The organism is Oscillochloris sp. ZM17-4, from assembly GCF_019599295.1.
Lineage (GTDB): Bacteria > Chloroflexota > Chloroflexia > Chloroflexales > Chloroflexaceae > Oscillochloris.
The window spans coordinates 34,796-49,259 of sequence record NZ_JAIEWN010000004.1; the positions used below are offsets into that span (position 1 = coordinate 34,796).

Sequence of the window (14,464 nt, forward strand, 5' to 3'; positions counted from 1 at the left end):
AGCGCGGCCTCATCCCGCCCACGATCAACCTGGAGGAGCCCGACCCCGAGTGCGACCTGGACTATGTGCCCAACGTCGCCCGCCCCGCCGACCTCCAGGTGGCGATCTCGAACTCCTTCGGCTTCGGCGGCGTCAACTCCGTCCTCGCCTTTCGGAAGATCTAGCGAGGCGCTGTAAGGGCGCAGCAGCGCGGCGCTGCTGCGCCCTTACCCCCTCAGCAGGTATCTACAGTGAGCTGGAACATCATCGGCCACGAGTGGGCGGTCGAGCAGCTGCGGCGCAGCATCCTGGCCGGCAGCGACGCCCACGCCTACCTGCTCAGCGGGCCGCCAGGCCTCGGCAAGGCCGCCATCGCCATGCAGATGGCCCTGGCCCTCAACTGCGAGCGCAGCCCCGGCGACCCCTGCCAGGAGTGCCGGGCCTGCCGGCGGATCGCGCGCGGCAACCACCCCGACGTGCGGGTCGCCGGCATGGCCAGCCAGGGCGCCGCCCTCAAGGCCGACGAGGCCGCCCGCCAGAAGGAGCTGAAGATCGCCACCGTCCGCGAGTGGCAGCGCGACATCAGCCTGCGCCCCTACGAGGGCCGCCGCCGCGTGCTCATCCTCCACGACGCCGAGCGCCTCAACGAGGAGTCGTCCAACGCGATGCTCAAGACGCTGGAGGAGCCGCCCGACTACGCCACGATCATCCTGGTGGCCAACAGCTCCGAGCTGCTGCCCACGATCGTCTCGCGCTGCCGGGTGATCCGCCTGCGCCCGCTGCCTCGCCGCCAGGTGGCCGAGGCCCTGCTGGCCCGCAACATCGTCGCCGAGGACGCCGAGCTGCTGGCGGCCTGGAGCGGCGGCCGGGTCGGCTGGGCCATCCAGGCCACCGCCCAGCCCGAGACGATCGCCGCCCGCCAGGAGCACCTCGACGCACTGATGCAGCTCGGCGGCCAGGGCCGCGGGGCGATCTTCCGCTGGGCCGAGCAGCGCTCCAAAGAGTACCGCGGCGGCGAGCAGGAGGCCGTCTTCACCTGGCTTGAGCTCTGGCAGGGCTGGTGGCGCGACGTGCTGCTGGTGGCCGCCGGCTGCCCCGACAGCGTCGTCAACATCGACCGGCGCGAGGATCTGGCCCGCATGGCCGCCCGCCACCCCATCCCCGCCATCCACGCCTTCGTCGGCCGCATCGGCGCCGCCGCCCAGCAGCTCCGCGAGAACGGCAACCCCCAGCTCGTCCTCGAGAACATGCTTATGCACATGCCGTGATGAGAGTGTTGAGTGTTGAGTGTTGAGTGAGCGAACTCAACACTCAACACTCAACACTCAGCGCTTGCTACCCCATCAGCAGCCCGAGCACAAGCACGATCAGCCCGAGCGCGCCGCTGCCCGCCGCCGCGTAGTACATGTTGCGCGACCAGGTCGCCGCCGAGCCCGCCAGCTCGCGCTCGCTCTTGCGGCTCACCAGGAAGCGCTGCTTGGCGTTGGCGGGGTGGCGGGTGATCGCCGGCTGCCCCTGGTGGTCCACCGCCGTGCCCAGCACATACACCCGCGTGCCGGGGGCCAGGCTGCTCTCGCTGTGGCGCTGGCCCAGCGTGCGGGTCGCCCCCGTCCAGGGCTGCTCGGCCGCGTCGAAGCGCGACCCGCTCTCCGCCAGGTCGAGCTCGGCATCCTCGGGCAGCACCAGCGTGCGCCCGGTGGCGTCGCGCACATAGAAGCTCACCTGCCGGTCTTCGCTCTTGAGCGACTCGCTGCGCCGCTCCACCGTCGTCTCGCGCTTGCTGTTCGCGTCGGTCTTGGTCACCCGCTCCTCGTACTCGCGGGTCTGGCTGTAGCTGTAGGCCACGCAGGGCTGCTTGGAGACCGGGCCGTGCAGGGGCTTTTCACACTCGATGGTGCCCTCGACCTCGCAGACCTGGGCCAGCGCATCCGCGCCGAGGCTGGATGTGATCTTGCGGTGTACCTCGGCCAGTAGCTGGGCTGTGTAGGTCTCCGCCGCGTTCATGGCGGTTAAGGAGCTGGCGTTGGAGCGGGCGACGAAGAAGCAGATCACCGCGATGATGATGAGGATGAATCCGCCGAAAACCATAGAAGTGCTCCACGATAATCATCGGCCTGGGGCTGTGTGCCAGCGCCGCTGGCACACAGCCCCAGACGACACACTACTCCTTCTTGCCAAAGAGCCCGCCCAGGCCGGCGGTCAGGCTGCTGATCTGGTCAGCGACGCCGCTCACATCCCCGCTCACCAGTCCGTCGATCTGCCCGGCGATCGGCTCGGGCAGCTTCTCTTTCAGGAACCCAACCACCGTATTCAAGGCGCCCTGGGCCTGCTCCTCGCTGATCCCGGTCTTCTCCTGGATCAGCTGGACGAGTGTCTTGCTCATTGGGGTCTCCTTCTGTCAGCTCAGTCCTCACATGTCAGCTTCAGTATAGCAGACCTTCGCCCCAGTTCTCCTTGTGCGCGGGCCTCCGGATGGGGTATAATAGATATGGTAAAGCTACTCATGGTGAAAGTGAGCGCGCGCCGCTTGTCTGCCGAGATAATCCAGCTTATCGCCCAGGAGGTTCGTGGCTGCACGCGGTGCGGCCTCGCGTCCGGGCGAACGCGCGCTGTCCCCGGCGAGGGCCCCGCCGACGCGAGGATCATGCTGATCGGCGAGGGGCCGGGCTACCACGAGGATCGCCAGGGCCGCCCCTTCGTCGGCCAGTCCGGGCAGTTCCTCGACGACCTCCTCGCCATGGCCGGCCTCGCCCGCGCCGATGTCTTTATCGCCAACGTGGTGAAGTGTCGCCCCCCGCAGAACCGCGACCCGCAGCCCGATGAGGTCGCCACCTGCACCGAGCACTACCTCTACCGCCAGATCGAGGCGATCGACCCGCCGGTGATCGTCACCCTCGGGCGATTCTCGATGTCCCTGTTCCTTCCCGGCGAGCGGATCACGCGCATCCACGGCCAGCCCCGCAAGGCGGGCGGCCGCCTGATCGTGCCCATGCTCCACCCGGCCGCCGCGCTGCACCAGCCGCAGAACCGCCCGCTGATCGAGGCCGACTTCCGCGGCCTGCCTGCGATCCTCGCCCGCGCCGAGGCCGAGCAGGCCGCCGCCCGCCCCGGCCCCGCGAGCGCCAGACCTGATGATGACCGGCCCCTTGAGCAGCTGAGCCTGTTTTAAAGGGGTGGGCTTCAGGGAGGGCGCGCCCTCCCTGGCCCTCCCCCACCGGATATGTTCGTATGAAGACCTATAGACTCTCGCCCGCCGGGCGCCGCACGTCGATCGTGCTGCTGGTAGGCGCGCTCCTGATCTGGGCCTTCGCCCTCTGGAGCTTCGTGAGCACCCTGGGGCTCAGCCTCAGCGTATCGCAGTTCGTGCCATCGCTCCAGGCCAGCCTCGCCTCTGGACTCGGGGTCGGCCAGGTTGTGCCCGCCCTGCTTATGCTCGCCATGATCGTGGCCACCCCGCTGCTGATCTGGAACATCCTTGAGGAGTGGTCCGCCGCCTACGCCGCCGGCGAGGACGGGCTGCGCTTCGAGTCGATCGGGATCACGATCGCCCTGCCCTGGTCGGCTGTCGCCGGCCTGCGGCCCGCCGACGATGACGGCGACGAACCTCTGGACGAGATCATGCTCCGCCAGGACGCCGCCGCCCAGATCGCCAACCCGCTGCTGCGCTTCCTCCACCGCCAGGCCTACGGCGCGCGCCGCCTGCCTGTCTACGCCGGCCTTGAGGATCGCGCCGAGCTGCTGAACGAGATCCGCCGCAACATCACTGAGCCGCTGAATGGGTGAGGCACTGACCTGGCTTTCATCCGAGAATGTGTGTGGCGGCCACAAGAGACCTGATGTGTGACAAACGGCGCGCGCGCCGTCTATTCTTCTAGAGCAAGGAGCCGAATGATCGAGCCTCAGTGTTTCAGTGGCTCAATGATCTGGCTCAGTGATCTAATGATGGAGCTTGGAGCTGCCTGTCGTGAGGGCGCTCTGTCTATAAGCCAGCTGGTGCAAGATCGGCTGCGTCTCGCGCCCCTCGGGCGGCGGCGCAGCCCCAATGAGCGTTGTGCTCAAACCCGAAAGGAGACGAAGCCCCGCTTAGATTGCAGATTGTAGATTGCAGATTGCAGATTGTCGATTTCAATCTGCAATCTGCAATCTGCAATCTGCAATGAAGAACTGCGGCTTCAGACGAAGACTATGGCAAAACAGCGAATCCGTGTCCTGCCCCTCGGGGGCGTCGGCGAGGTCGGACGGAACATGTGGGTGCTCGAGTACGGGGAGGAGATCCTCATCCTCGACTGCGGCGTCATGTTCCCCGACTCCGATATGCTCGGCGTCGACCTGGTACTGCCCGATATCACCTACCTGCGCGAGAAGACCGACAAGATCAAGGCCATCCTGCTCACCCACGGCCACGAGGACCATATCGGCGCCGTGCCCCACCTCAGCGCCGACCTCGGCTTCCCGCCGGTCTACGCCACCCGGCTCACCCACGGCATCCTTGGCAATAAGCTCAAGGAGCACCGCCTGCTCGATAAGGTCAAGCAGATCACGATCAACGATAAGGACTCCTTCCAGGTCGGCGGGTTCACCATCGAGCCCTTCCACATCGCTCACTCCATCCCCGACGCGGTCGGCTTCGCGATCACCTGCGCCGGCGGCCTCGTGGTCTACCTCACCGACTGGAAGCTCGACCACACCCCGGTCGATGGCAAGCCGACCGACCTGGTCAAGCTCGCCGAGCTGGGCCAGCGCAAGCCCCTGGCCCTGATCACCGACTGCGTCAACGTCGAGCGGCGGGGCTACACGCCCAGCGAGACGAGCGTCGGCGAGTCCTTCGACAACATCTTCGCCGTGGCCCCCGGCCGCGTGATCGTCGCCACCTTCGCCTCGAACATCAGCCGCGTCCAGCAGGTGATCGAGTCGGCCGAGGCCTACGGCCGCAAGGTGCTGCTCCTCGGCCGCAGCATGGAGAACAACACCCGCATCGCCCTGGAGATGGGCTACCTCCACGCCAGCGAGGGCTCGATCATCCGGCCCCACGAGATGAACGCCTACCCCGACGACCAGATCGCCGTCGTCTGCACCGGCAGCCAGGGCGAGCCCATGGCCGCGCTCAACCGCATGGCCAACCGCGACTACCCGAACGTCAAGATCAAGCAGGGCGACACGGTCGTCGTCTCGGCCACGCCCATCCCCGGCAACGAGGTCTCGGTCAGCCGCGTGATCAACAACCTGTTCCGCCTGGGCGCCGATGTGATCTACGGCGCGCAGGCCCAGGTCCACGTCTCCGGCCACGCCTCCCAGGAGGAGCTGAAGCTCGTGCTGTCCCTGCTCCGCCCCGACTATGTGGTGCCCTTCCACGGCGACTACCGCCACATGATGATCTACCGCAAGCTGGCCACCAGCCTCAACGATATGTACACCGAGGATAAGGTGCTGATCACCGAGGGCGGCTCGATCATGGAGTTCGGCCCCGGCTTCGGCAAGATCACCGGCAAGGCCCCCGTCGGCTACATCTATGTGGACGGCACGACGGTGGGCGATGTCGGCAATGTGGTGGTGCGCGACCGCCAGATGCTCGCCAAGGACGGCATGCTGATCGTGGTCGTCAGCATCGACGGCACCACCGGCGACCTGGTCGCCGGCCCCGATGTGGTCTCGCGCGGCTTCGTCTACATGCGCCAGAGCCAGGACCTGATCGAGTCCACCAAGGACACGGTGCGCACCGCCCTGACCAACAAGAACGGCGGCAACGCCATCCAGGGCGACAGCCAGTACATCAGCCGCAAGATCAAGGACGTGGTCGGCGAGTACCTCTACCGCGAGACGAAGCGCCGGCCCATGGTGCTGCCCGTGGTGATGGAGGTGTAGGTCTTGGGGGTTGGGAGTTGGGGGTTGGGGGTTGGGGGCGGCGGGGCGCATCATATACCGATGCGCCCCGCGTGGGCGTCTGCCTGCTCTGGACGCCGCAGGAGCGCGTGCTGCCCGCCCTCGACCCGGCCGACTACGCGGTGGCCGGCAACCTCTACTCGCGCGATGGGGTCAGCTTCCTGCTGCGCACCGTCCTGGCCCGCCCGAGCATCCGCGCCATCCTGCTCTGCGGGAAGGACGCCACCGGCAGCGGCGCGGCGCTGGTCGCCCTCATGCGCGACGGGCTGGACGCCGAGGGCCGCATCGTCGGCGACGGCACCCGCCTGCACCCCGAGATCTCCCGCGAGGCCGTGGAGCTCTTTCGCCGCAGCGTGGCCCTGCACGACGCGCGCGACGCCGTGCGGCCCGAGCAGATCGCCGCCCTGCTGCGCGAGCTGCGCCGCCCCGCCGAGCCCTTCGCCCCCGCGCCGATCACCTTCCCTTACAGCGAGCCGGCCGCCGCCGCACTGCCCGCCGCCGCCACTGGCCTGCTGGTCAGGGCCGGCACGGTGCGCCAGGCCTACCTCCGGCTGATCTGGCACGTGCTCAGCTTCGGCGTGCGCGGCGGCACCCAGCACAGCTCCGACCAGCGCGAGATCCTGGACGTGCTCACCGTGGTGGGCGACGAGCCGGCCGGCCCGGCGGCCTTCTCGCACGCCGACTGGATGCCCTTCACCCGCGAGAGCCTGGGCGGGCGGGGGGCCGACGGCGGCTACAGCGGCTACCTCGGCCAGTTCCTGGAGGGCGGGATGCCCGAGGGCGTCAGCTACACCTACGGCTCGCGCCTGCGCAGCTTCGCCGGCGCTATCGACCAGGTCGCCGCGATCGTGGCCGACCTGCGGGCCTCCGGCGAGAGCCGCCGCGCCGTGGCCGCCCTCTGGAGCCCGGCTCAGGATATCGGCAGCCCCAGCCCGCCCTGCCTCAACCTGGTGCAGGCCCGCCTGCGCGCTGGGCCCGGCGACGCGACGCCCCGGCTCTTCCTGACCGCCTACTTCCGCTCGCACGACATCTTCCGGGCCTGGGCCTCCAACGCCTACGGCCTGCGCGCCCTCCAGGCCCTGATCGCCGAGCGGCTGGGCGACCTGCCCCTGGGCGACCTGGCCATCCTCTCGCACTCGGCCCACATCTACGCCCACGACTGGGAGCGCGCCGGGGAGCTGCTGGCCCACCACTACCGCGCCGCCGACCCGCGCCTGGCCCGCGACGCCCGCGGCTCCTTTGTGATCGCCATCGAGCCGCCCGCGATCCTGGTGCGCCACTACACCCCCTCCGGCGAGCACCTGCAGACCTTTCGCGGCGAAAGCGCCCGCGAGCTGGGCCGCCAGATCACCCCCTACGTCGGCGAGGCCAGCCACGCGATCTACCTCGGACAGGAGCTCCAGAAGGCCGAGTTGGCGATAGCCCTCGGCCGGCCCGAGGCCTATCGCCAGGATCTGCCGCTCGCCCTTGACAGACCTGATTTCGTGTAGCACACCTGTGTGTATAACTTGCTACTGTAGGAGACCCTGATGAGCATCAAGGCCGACCGCTGGATCAGGAAGATGGCCCTTGAGCACGGCATGATCGAGCCATTTGTGGATGGGCAGATCCGCGAGGGCGTGATCTCATACGGGCTCACGTCATATGGCTACGATATGCGGGTGGCCGACGAATTCAAGGTTTTCACAAACGTCTGGAACGTCATCGTCGACCCGAAGCACCTCGACCCGCGATCTTTTGTTGATATGAAGGTCGATCATATCGATATCCCGCCGAACTCATTTGCCCTGGCCCGATCGGTCGAGCGATTTCGCATACCGCGCACGGTATCATGTATTGTGATCGGAAAATCAACGTACGCACGCTGCGGAATTTTGATCAACATAACGCCCTTAGAGCCAGAGTGGGAGGGTTACGTCACGCTGGAGATCAGCAACACCACGCCGCTGCCGGCGCGGATCTACGCCAACGAGGGCATCGGCCAAGTGCTGTTCTTCGAGGGCGACGAGGAGTGCGAGACATCCTACGCCGACAAGAAGGGCAAGTACCAGGGCCAGGTAGGGATCGTCCTGCCGAAGATCGACCATGAGGGGTAGGGGACGCAGCGTGCTGCGTCCCCTACCCCTCCCGGCCGACCCGCGCCAGCGCCCGGCGCACCACATCGCGCACCTGGGCGTAGCTCAGGCGGGCGAGCGCCTCCTTGGGCGGCAGCCAGCAGGCCTCGACGATGCCCTCGTCAAGGCGCGGGGTGGGCGTGGCGTGGTCAGCGCGGGCCAGAAAGTAGGCCACCTGCTTATCGCGCCAGGCCCCGCGCTTGAACACCGGGTAGACCATGCGGTGCAGCAGGTCGCCCAGATCGCAGTCGATGCCCGTCTCCTCGGCGATCTCGCGCACGGCCGCATCCTGCTCGTCCTCGCCGGCCTCCAGGTGCCCCTTGGGCAGCGTCCAGACGCCGTACTTGTCGCGGATCAGCAGCAGCAGCTGATCGCCGTCCGGGCCGTCGCAGAAGACGACGCCGCCGGCGGCGCGGATGAGCCCGCCGCTCACTGGAGGCCAAACAGGCGGCCGACGCCGCTCTCAAGCTGCACCCACCACTGGGCGAAGTCGCTGCTGTTCGTCACCCGCGAGATCGCCTCAAGCTGGCCGCTGGCCAGCAGCACGCCCATGGCCACCATCAGCATGCCGCTCATCAGGCTGGTGCTGTGCAGGAACAGGCTCCGCCCAAGGATGTTGACCTCGAAGCCCTTGCCGCGGATCACCTTCCAGAAGGACGAGCCGTTGCCCAGCCGGTTGAAGAAGGTCGAGAGCAGGATCAGCGGGGTGCCCAGGCCGAGGGCGTAGATGAAGGCCAGCACCGCGCCTTGGAGGATCGCCACGCCGCTCGTGGTGGCCAGCAGGGTCAGCAGCGCCCCCAGGATCGGCCCGACGCAGGCCGTCCAGCCCAGGGCGAAGGTGGCCCCGTAGACATAGGATCCGAGCACCGTCGCCGCCGGTCGCTCCTGGATCTGCGGGCCGGCGAAGCCCTTGCCGAACATGCCCATCAGCCCGAAGGCGATGATCACGATCCCGCCCCAGAAGGTCAGCGCCTGACGGTTGTCGAAGATCAGCCCGCTCAGGGCCGTCGCGCTGGCGCCCAGCAGGGTGATGGTGGTGGCCAGACCAAAGAAGAAGGCCACGCTCATCATGAAGACGCCGCGCTTGCCGGCCTGGAAGGTGAAGGCGAAGTAGGCCGGCAGGATGGGCAGGGTGCAGGGCGAGAGGAAGCTCAGCACGCCGGCCAGGAAGGCCGGCACCGCCAGCACCAGCACGCTGGAGCCGCCGGTCAGGTAGCTCACATCCTGGCCGCTGTTGAGCGAAAGCATGATCAGGGCCGCCAGCACCGCGATCGCGCCGACCGCGAACAGCATCCGGCGGTACCCCCAGCGATCCTTTGGGGGCTGAGCCTCAGCGGCGGGCTGGGCATCAACGGGCTGAGACGACATCGAGTGCTCCTCTCCTCTGGGAAGGCCGGCCGCCACATCCGCAGCGGAACCCGCTCTCGCGGCGGGCAGAACGATTGAGCAACCTGCATAGGTGTTGCCCCTAGAACGCGTTGGAACGCCATGCACGGTAATCTGCAATCCAAAATCTGCAATCTGAAATGGTATTAGATCCGCCGCCCGCTCTGGCGCGCGGCGGCCAGATCGCCCTCGCCGGCGGGCGTCGCCCCGGCGAAGTGTAGCGTCCCGCTCGGGATATCATAGTGGTAGCGCCGGCGCGACCAGCCGCCCCGCTCGCCGGGGCACAGCAGGGTCACGCGCCAGGTCGGGCCGTTCTCCTCATACGCCGCCTCGGTGATCCACACCGGCTCGCCGGGCTCAAAGAGGACGCGCAGGGCGCGCGTGCATACGGCCATGCTCTCCTGCGCATCGTCGACGGTGGGCTGCGGGCTGCTCATGCTGCTCCTACTATGCCATAGCCGATAGCGTGGCGTGGCGACTCGCTCGGCGCGGCGGCGCTCCTCAAACTATTATAGCACTGTCGGATCGGGGTGTTCCAGGCGGCGCCAGATCGGTTAGGCTACAGTATTGTCACGCGGCGGAGGCCCTTCCCACACCAGACACAACCCGGCGTTAGCCCAGCGTTAAACCGCCCATAACCTGGCCCTAACAGGCCCCCGCTACACTGCGCAGAGAATAGCTCACGTGTAGCGAGGGCCACCATGCGTATCGCCCTGATCTGCGAGACCTTCCTGCCCGACGTGAATGGCGTGACGACCACCCTCTGCCGCCTGCTGGAGCACCTGCGCCGCGAGGGCCACGAGGCGCTGCTGTTCGCGCCGCAGGGCGCGCCCGAGGAGTACGCCGGCACGCCGGTGGTGCCGCTCGGCGGCATGCCGCTGCCGATGTACCCCGAGGTTAAGCTGACCCCGCCCCAGCCCGGGCTCACGGCCCGCCTGCGGGCCTTCAAGCCCGACCTGGTACACCTGGCCGGCCCGGCGGTGATGGGCGCTGCGGTGCCCTTCATCGCCCGCAGCCTGCGCCTGCCGGTGGTCGCCTCCTACCACACTGACTTCGGCGCCTACAGCCGGCACTACGGACTGGGCTTCATGCAGAGCGCGGTGAACGGCTGGCTGCGCTGGATCCACAACCGCTGCCTGCTCAACCTCTGCCCCTCCACCTACACCCTCAGCTCGCTGCGATCCTTCGGCTTCCGCCGCCTGCGTATCTGGGGCCGCGGCGTGGACACCGAGCGCTTCCACCCGCGCAACTACAGCCACGCCTGGCGCGAGTCGGTCGGCCTGCGGCCCGGCGAGCGCGCCCTGCTCTACGTGGGCCGCCTGGCCGCCGAGAAGCGCGTCGACCTGCTGCCCGAGGCGATCCGCGGCCTGCCAAACACCCGGCTGGTGCTCGTGGGCGACGGCCCCTACCGCGCCGAGCTCCAGCGCCGCTGCCAGGGACTTCCCGTCCACTTCACCGGCTACCTCAAGGGCCAGGATCTGGCCGCCGCCTACGCCAGCTCCGACGCCTTCGTCTTCCCCTCGGACACCGACACCTTCGGCCAGGTCGTCCAGGAGGCGATGGCCTCGGGCCTGCCGGTGGTGGGCGCCCGCAGCGGCGGCACCCTCGACCTGGTGCGCGAGGGGCGGACGGGCCACCTCTTCGCCCCCGGCGTCGCCAGCGATCTGCGCAGCCGCCTGCACGATCTGGTGCGCGACGACGCCGGGCGGGCCACCCTCGGCCGGGCCGGCCGGGCCGCCGCCGAGGGCCGCTCATGGCCCACCGTCATGTCCGAGCTCATGGGCCACTACCGGCACGTGCAGCGCCGCCGCGCCGCGTGACCATGGCGAGAGGCCGGGTGAGGCATCTGCCTCACCCGGCCTTTTTTGTTGCAGGACAAGGTTCGTAGCAGCTTGACAGCTTGGTGGCACGTATCGCTAGGGAAGCGGATCTTTTTCATTGTCCCATCACGCTCCCATGTCACCGGGATACGTAAAAATTCCCACTTCCCCTAGTTGATGCACTCCACCTGTACCCTGTACCCTGTGCCCTGTACCCTGTACCCTTATCTATGTGGCGAATCTGTTATGTACTACAGCGAGGCACGTACCTGAATTGTTACAAGCCACGTTCATAATGGTACATACGCACCCCGAACGCACGGGACCTATCATCACAGGGTAGAGCATGGCGCCGCTCACACAGGCCCAACCAGCAGCCACGCAGCAGCAGCTTCGCACGTCGCGATCAGACGTGCGCGGCCCGACCCTGGCGCTGACCTGTGACGCGCCAGCGCCGATCGCGCGCATCCTGATCAGCGAGGACAACCCGGGCATCCAGCGCATCTACAGCCGGCTCCTGCCCGAACACGGCTTCGAGCTGGTGTGCGTGCCCGGCGGCGATGGCGCGCTGACCCTGGAGCTGGCCCGGCTCGTGCTCCCGCAGCTGATCATCACCGACATTAACAAGCCGACGATGGATGGCAACGCCCTCGCGGCGGCCCTGCGCGCCGACCCGCGCACCGCGCGCATCCCGCTGCTGATGGTGACGGCGATGAACCTGCGGGGCGACTCCCGGCACGCCGGGCTCGCGCCGACAGATGACTACATTGTCAAGCCCTTCCCCTTTGAGGATCTGCTCTACCGCATCACGACAATGATCGACCTGGACGGCCCGGCCCGCAGCGAGCTGGTGGAGCGCGCCATCGGCCTGCCCTGCTACGATCCGCACCACCCGGCCACCGGGCTGCCCTGCATGCACAAGGTCGCCTCCGCGCTGCCCGCGCGCAGCGCGCGGCCCGGCTGGGCGGCCATCGAGCTGTCGTTCGCGAACCATGCCGCGCTCGTCGGAGCCTACGGCCGGGCGATGGTGGACGGGCTGGCCGGCCAGATGGGCGCGGCCATCCGTCGGGTCGCCGGCCCCAACCTGCTGGTTGGGCACACCGGCTTTGACCTGAGCGTGCTCATCCTCGGCCGCGCCGACGCGGCCGCTGCGGCCGAGCTGCTCCTCGCGGAGCGGATCGCAGGCCTCTTCCACATCCGCGCCGCCAGCCCCTCTGCCCCGGCCGTCCGGCTCGCCCTGCGCCGCGCCGATGATCGGGCCGGCCTCTGTCTCAGCCTTCCCGAGCTGCGCGCCGCCCTACGGTAGAGGGCGCGGCGCGCTGCGCCCCCTACACTGCGGCCCCGGCGCGGGCGGCGATGAACGCCAGCACTTTCTCCCACGCGTCCGCCGAGGCCTCGGCGAAGTCGGTGGCCCGTCGGTCGAAGAAGCTGTGCGGCGCCCCTGGGTAGGTGATCACCGTGTGATCAACCCCGGCCACGCCCAGAGCCGCGTCGAAGGCCGCGATCTGGTCGGCCGGGATCCCTGGGTCGTCCCCGCCGAAGAGGCCGAGAGACGGCACCTTGATGTCTTTCGCCCGCTCAAGCATCGTCCCGCCGCCGCCGAAATCCCGCGAGAGCCCGGCGTAGAAGCCGATCGCGCCGGTAAGGGCGAGCTGCTCCTGTGTGGCGCAGTGGAATGACATCGTCCCACCCATGCAGAAGCCCATCGTGAAGCTGCTCATCACAGACGAGCCCTGCTCGCGCATGTGGGTCAGCGAGGCCTGCGCGTCGGCGAAGATCCCGGGCAGAGTCACCTGCATCACGTGGGGCCAGAACTCGAACGAGTCGTCGCGCGGGGTGAGCCCGGCGGTGCGGCCGAAGTAGTCCATGGCGATGGCGGCCACGCCGACCTCGGCGAAGCGCAGGGCCAGATCCTTGTAGAACTGGTGCAGGCCGCGCACGTCGGGCAGGACGAGCACCAGGGCGCTGGGCGGAGCCTCGGGGGTTGCCAGATAGGCGGCGAAGCGGTTACCGTCGGCGGCGGTGAGCACCACGTCCATGCCTTTTGCGCTGCCGGTGGCTCCGGGGGGCAGCGGCGGTCGGGCGTTATCGTCATAGCACATAGGGGTATCCTTCCACGGCGGGCAGCCGTGATAGGCCGGCGATTCACGTCGGCGCAGCAAATCTGGGAGAGCTGATGGGTAGTGAGTCTATTCTATCACTGATTGTGGCGAGGGGGAGGTAAAAAAATGTAGGGCGACCGACCCGCCCGGTGGGTGAAGCCGTGGGGATACGGCGAAGCCGCCCTGCGGCGGCGCATGCAGGCCGCGCAGGCGGCCTTCGCAAACCAGAGCCGAGGGCTTCCGCCCCACGGCGATTCGCTAGCCCGAAAGGGTACGCCACACCCTCACCTAAACACCTAAAATGAATCCCATGCCGTAGGGGCGGATCAAGGTGTACGCCCGCAACGCCGATCATTGGCCCACTGGGGGGGGCGGGGCTGCCGCTACGGCACCAGACGATACCCCACGCCCCACTCGGTGAGCAGCAGGATGGGGTTGCGCGGGTCCTGCTCGATCTTGCGGCGCAGGTGCCAGATATACACCTTGAGGTAATCGTTATCGCGGGTGTACTCCTGCCCCCACACGGCGCGCAGCAGCGTCTCGTGCGCCACCACCTTGCCGGCGTTCTCCGTAAGGATGAGCAGCAGGTGGTACTCGGTGGGGGTCAGATCCACCACCTCGTTGCGCACGCGCACCTCGCGCTTCTGCTGGTCGATCTGGATCTGCCCATCGCCGGCGGCGAGCGGGCGGTAGGCCGGGGGCACGCGGCGCAGCAGGGCGCGGATGCGGGCCGACAGCTCGTCCATGTTGAAGGGCTTGATCAGGTAGTCGTCGGCGCCGCGGTCGAGGCCAGTGATCACATCCTCGCTCTGCACCTTTGCGGTGAGCATCAGGATCGGGATCTGCGAGAACTCGCGCACCTTGCCTGCGGCCTCCACGCCATCCATCTCAGGCATCATCACATCGAGAATCACCATATCGGGGCGCTGCTCGCGCACCGACTGGACGCACTGCACCCCATTTGCGGCCTGGATGACGGCATAGCCTTCGTGCTCCAAGTTGATGCGGATCAGCTCACGCAGGCCGTTGTCGTCGTCGACCACCAGGATGGTACGCTGCTCCATGTGCAATCCTTGCGCTAAAAGCTAAAGAGCAGAGCGATTGAGCCTACGTCACCAACATATACGTTCGCGACAGGCATGGGCTCCAGAGGCTCAGCGGCTCAATCATCCTATCACTCAGT

Annotated in this window: 15 protein-coding genes and 1 pseudogene; 9 read left to right on the plus strand and 7 right to left on the minus strand. The window is 67.9% G+C overall.

All coding sequences use genetic code 11. The features are described 5' to 3' along the window. Together K2Z83_RS05085 and K2Z83_RS29790 are read left to right on the plus strand one after the other, a co-directional pair. Positions 1-164: pseudogene (locus tag K2Z83_RS05085) on the plus strand (beta-ketoacyl-[acyl-carrier-protein] synthase II); the annotation flags it as partial. 66 nt (positions 165-230) lie between these two features. Continuing rightward, the gene (locus tag K2Z83_RS29790; RefSeq protein ID WP_220594104.1) at positions 231-1,247 is read left to right on the plus strand and encodes a DNA polymerase III subunit delta' C-terminal domain-containing protein; all 1,017 of its coding nucleotides are present in this window, start codon (positions 231-233) and stop codon (positions 1,245-1,247) included. A gap of 67 nt (positions 1,248-1,314) precedes the next feature. On the opposite strand, the gene K2Z83_RS05095 is transcribed toward K2Z83_RS29790, so the two are convergent. Beyond that, positions 1,315-2,067 (minus strand): E3 ubiquitin ligase family protein, encoded by a 753-nt coding sequence (locus K2Z83_RS05095; RefSeq protein ID WP_220594105.1) that lies wholly within the window; start codon positions 2,065-2,067, stop codon positions 1,315-1,317. Between the two features lie 73 nt (positions 2,068-2,140). Next, positions 2,141-2,362, minus strand: a complete 222-nt coding sequence (locus K2Z83_RS05100; protein ID WP_220594106.1) for a DUF2267 domain-containing protein — start codon at positions 2,360-2,362, stop codon at positions 2,141-2,143. Positions 2,363-2,482: 120 nt separating this feature from the next. Between K2Z83_RS05100 and K2Z83_RS05105 the strand changes: the two genes are divergently transcribed. The 5 genes from K2Z83_RS05105 to dcd all read left to right on the plus strand — a co-directional run bounded on the left by K2Z83_RS05105 (position 2,483) and on the right by dcd (position 7,955). Beyond that, positions 2,483-3,148: a uracil-DNA glycosylase gene (locus tag K2Z83_RS05105; protein WP_220594240.1), complete on the plus strand. Its 666-nt coding sequence runs from the start codon at positions 2,483-2,485 to the stop codon at positions 3,146-3,148. Positions 3,149-3,207: 59 nt separating this feature from the next. Continuing rightward, positions 3,208-3,762 (plus strand): hypothetical protein, encoded by a 555-nt coding sequence (locus tag K2Z83_RS05110; RefSeq protein ID WP_220594107.1) that lies wholly within the window; start codon positions 3,208-3,210, stop codon positions 3,760-3,762. 402 nt (positions 3,763-4,164) lie between these two features. Continuing rightward, on the plus strand, positions 4,165-5,841 hold the full coding sequence (locus tag K2Z83_RS05115) for a ribonuclease J (RefSeq protein ID WP_220594108.1): 1,677 nt from the start codon (positions 4,165-4,167) through the stop codon (positions 5,839-5,841). 71 nt (positions 5,842-5,912) lie between these two features. Further along, positions 5,913-7,349 carry a thymidylate synthase gene (locus tag K2Z83_RS05120; protein ID WP_220594109.1) on the plus strand — a complete coding sequence of 479 codons (1,437 nt, stop codon included), beginning with the start codon at positions 5,913-5,915 and terminating at the stop codon, positions 7,347-7,349. 39 nt (positions 7,350-7,388) lie between these two features. After that, on the plus strand, positions 7,389-7,955 hold the full coding sequence (gene dcd, locus K2Z83_RS05125) for a dCTP deaminase (RefSeq protein ID WP_220594110.1): 567 nt from the start codon (positions 7,389-7,391) through the stop codon (positions 7,953-7,955). A 22-nt stretch (positions 7,956-7,977) separates the two neighbouring features. Here the strand turns inward: dcd and K2Z83_RS05130 are convergent, their stop codons facing one another. From K2Z83_RS05130 to K2Z83_RS05140, 3 genes are all read right to left on the minus strand, one after another. Beyond that, on the minus strand, positions 7,978-8,406 hold the full coding sequence (locus K2Z83_RS05130) for an NUDIX hydrolase (RefSeq protein ID WP_220594111.1): 429 nt from the start codon (positions 8,404-8,406) through the stop codon (positions 7,978-7,980). After that, positions 8,403-9,341, minus strand: a complete 939-nt coding sequence (locus tag K2Z83_RS05135) for a cytochrome c biogenesis CcdA family protein (RefSeq protein WP_220594112.1) — start codon at positions 9,339-9,341, stop codon at positions 8,403-8,405. The genes K2Z83_RS05130 and K2Z83_RS05135 overlap by 4 nt, the downstream gene beginning before the upstream one ends. Before the next feature lie 164 nt (positions 9,342-9,505). Continuing rightward, positions 9,506-9,796: a hypothetical protein gene (locus K2Z83_RS05140; RefSeq protein ID WP_220594113.1), complete on the minus strand. Its 291-nt coding sequence runs from the start codon at positions 9,794-9,796 to the stop codon at positions 9,506-9,508. 264 nt (positions 9,797-10,060) lie between these two features. Here K2Z83_RS05140 and K2Z83_RS05145 point away from each other — a divergent pair, with 264 nt between their 5' ends. Continuing rightward, complete coding sequence (locus K2Z83_RS05145; RefSeq protein WP_220594114.1) at positions 10,061-11,179, plus strand: glycosyltransferase family 1 protein; 1,119 nt, start codon at positions 10,061-10,063, stop codon at positions 11,177-11,179. 346 nt (positions 11,180-11,525) lie between these two features. Beyond that, positions 11,526-12,485 carry a PleD family two-component system response regulator gene (locus K2Z83_RS05150; protein WP_220594115.1) on the plus strand — a complete coding sequence of 320 codons (960 nt, stop codon included), beginning with the start codon at positions 11,526-11,528 and terminating at the stop codon, positions 12,483-12,485. 22 nt (positions 12,486-12,507) lie between these two features. Here the strand turns inward: K2Z83_RS05150 and K2Z83_RS05155 are convergent, their stop codons facing one another. Both K2Z83_RS05155 and K2Z83_RS05160 read right to left on the minus strand, forming a co-directional pair. After that, on the minus strand, positions 12,508-13,281 hold the full coding sequence (locus K2Z83_RS05155; RefSeq protein WP_220594116.1) for a dienelactone hydrolase family protein: 774 nt from the start codon (positions 13,279-13,281) through the stop codon (positions 12,508-12,510). 383 nt (positions 13,282-13,664) lie between these two features. Next, on the minus strand, positions 13,665-14,345 hold the full coding sequence (locus K2Z83_RS05160) for a response regulator transcription factor (RefSeq protein WP_220594117.1): 681 nt from the start codon (positions 14,343-14,345) through the stop codon (positions 13,665-13,667). Positions 14,346-14,464 lie beyond the last annotated feature (119 nt).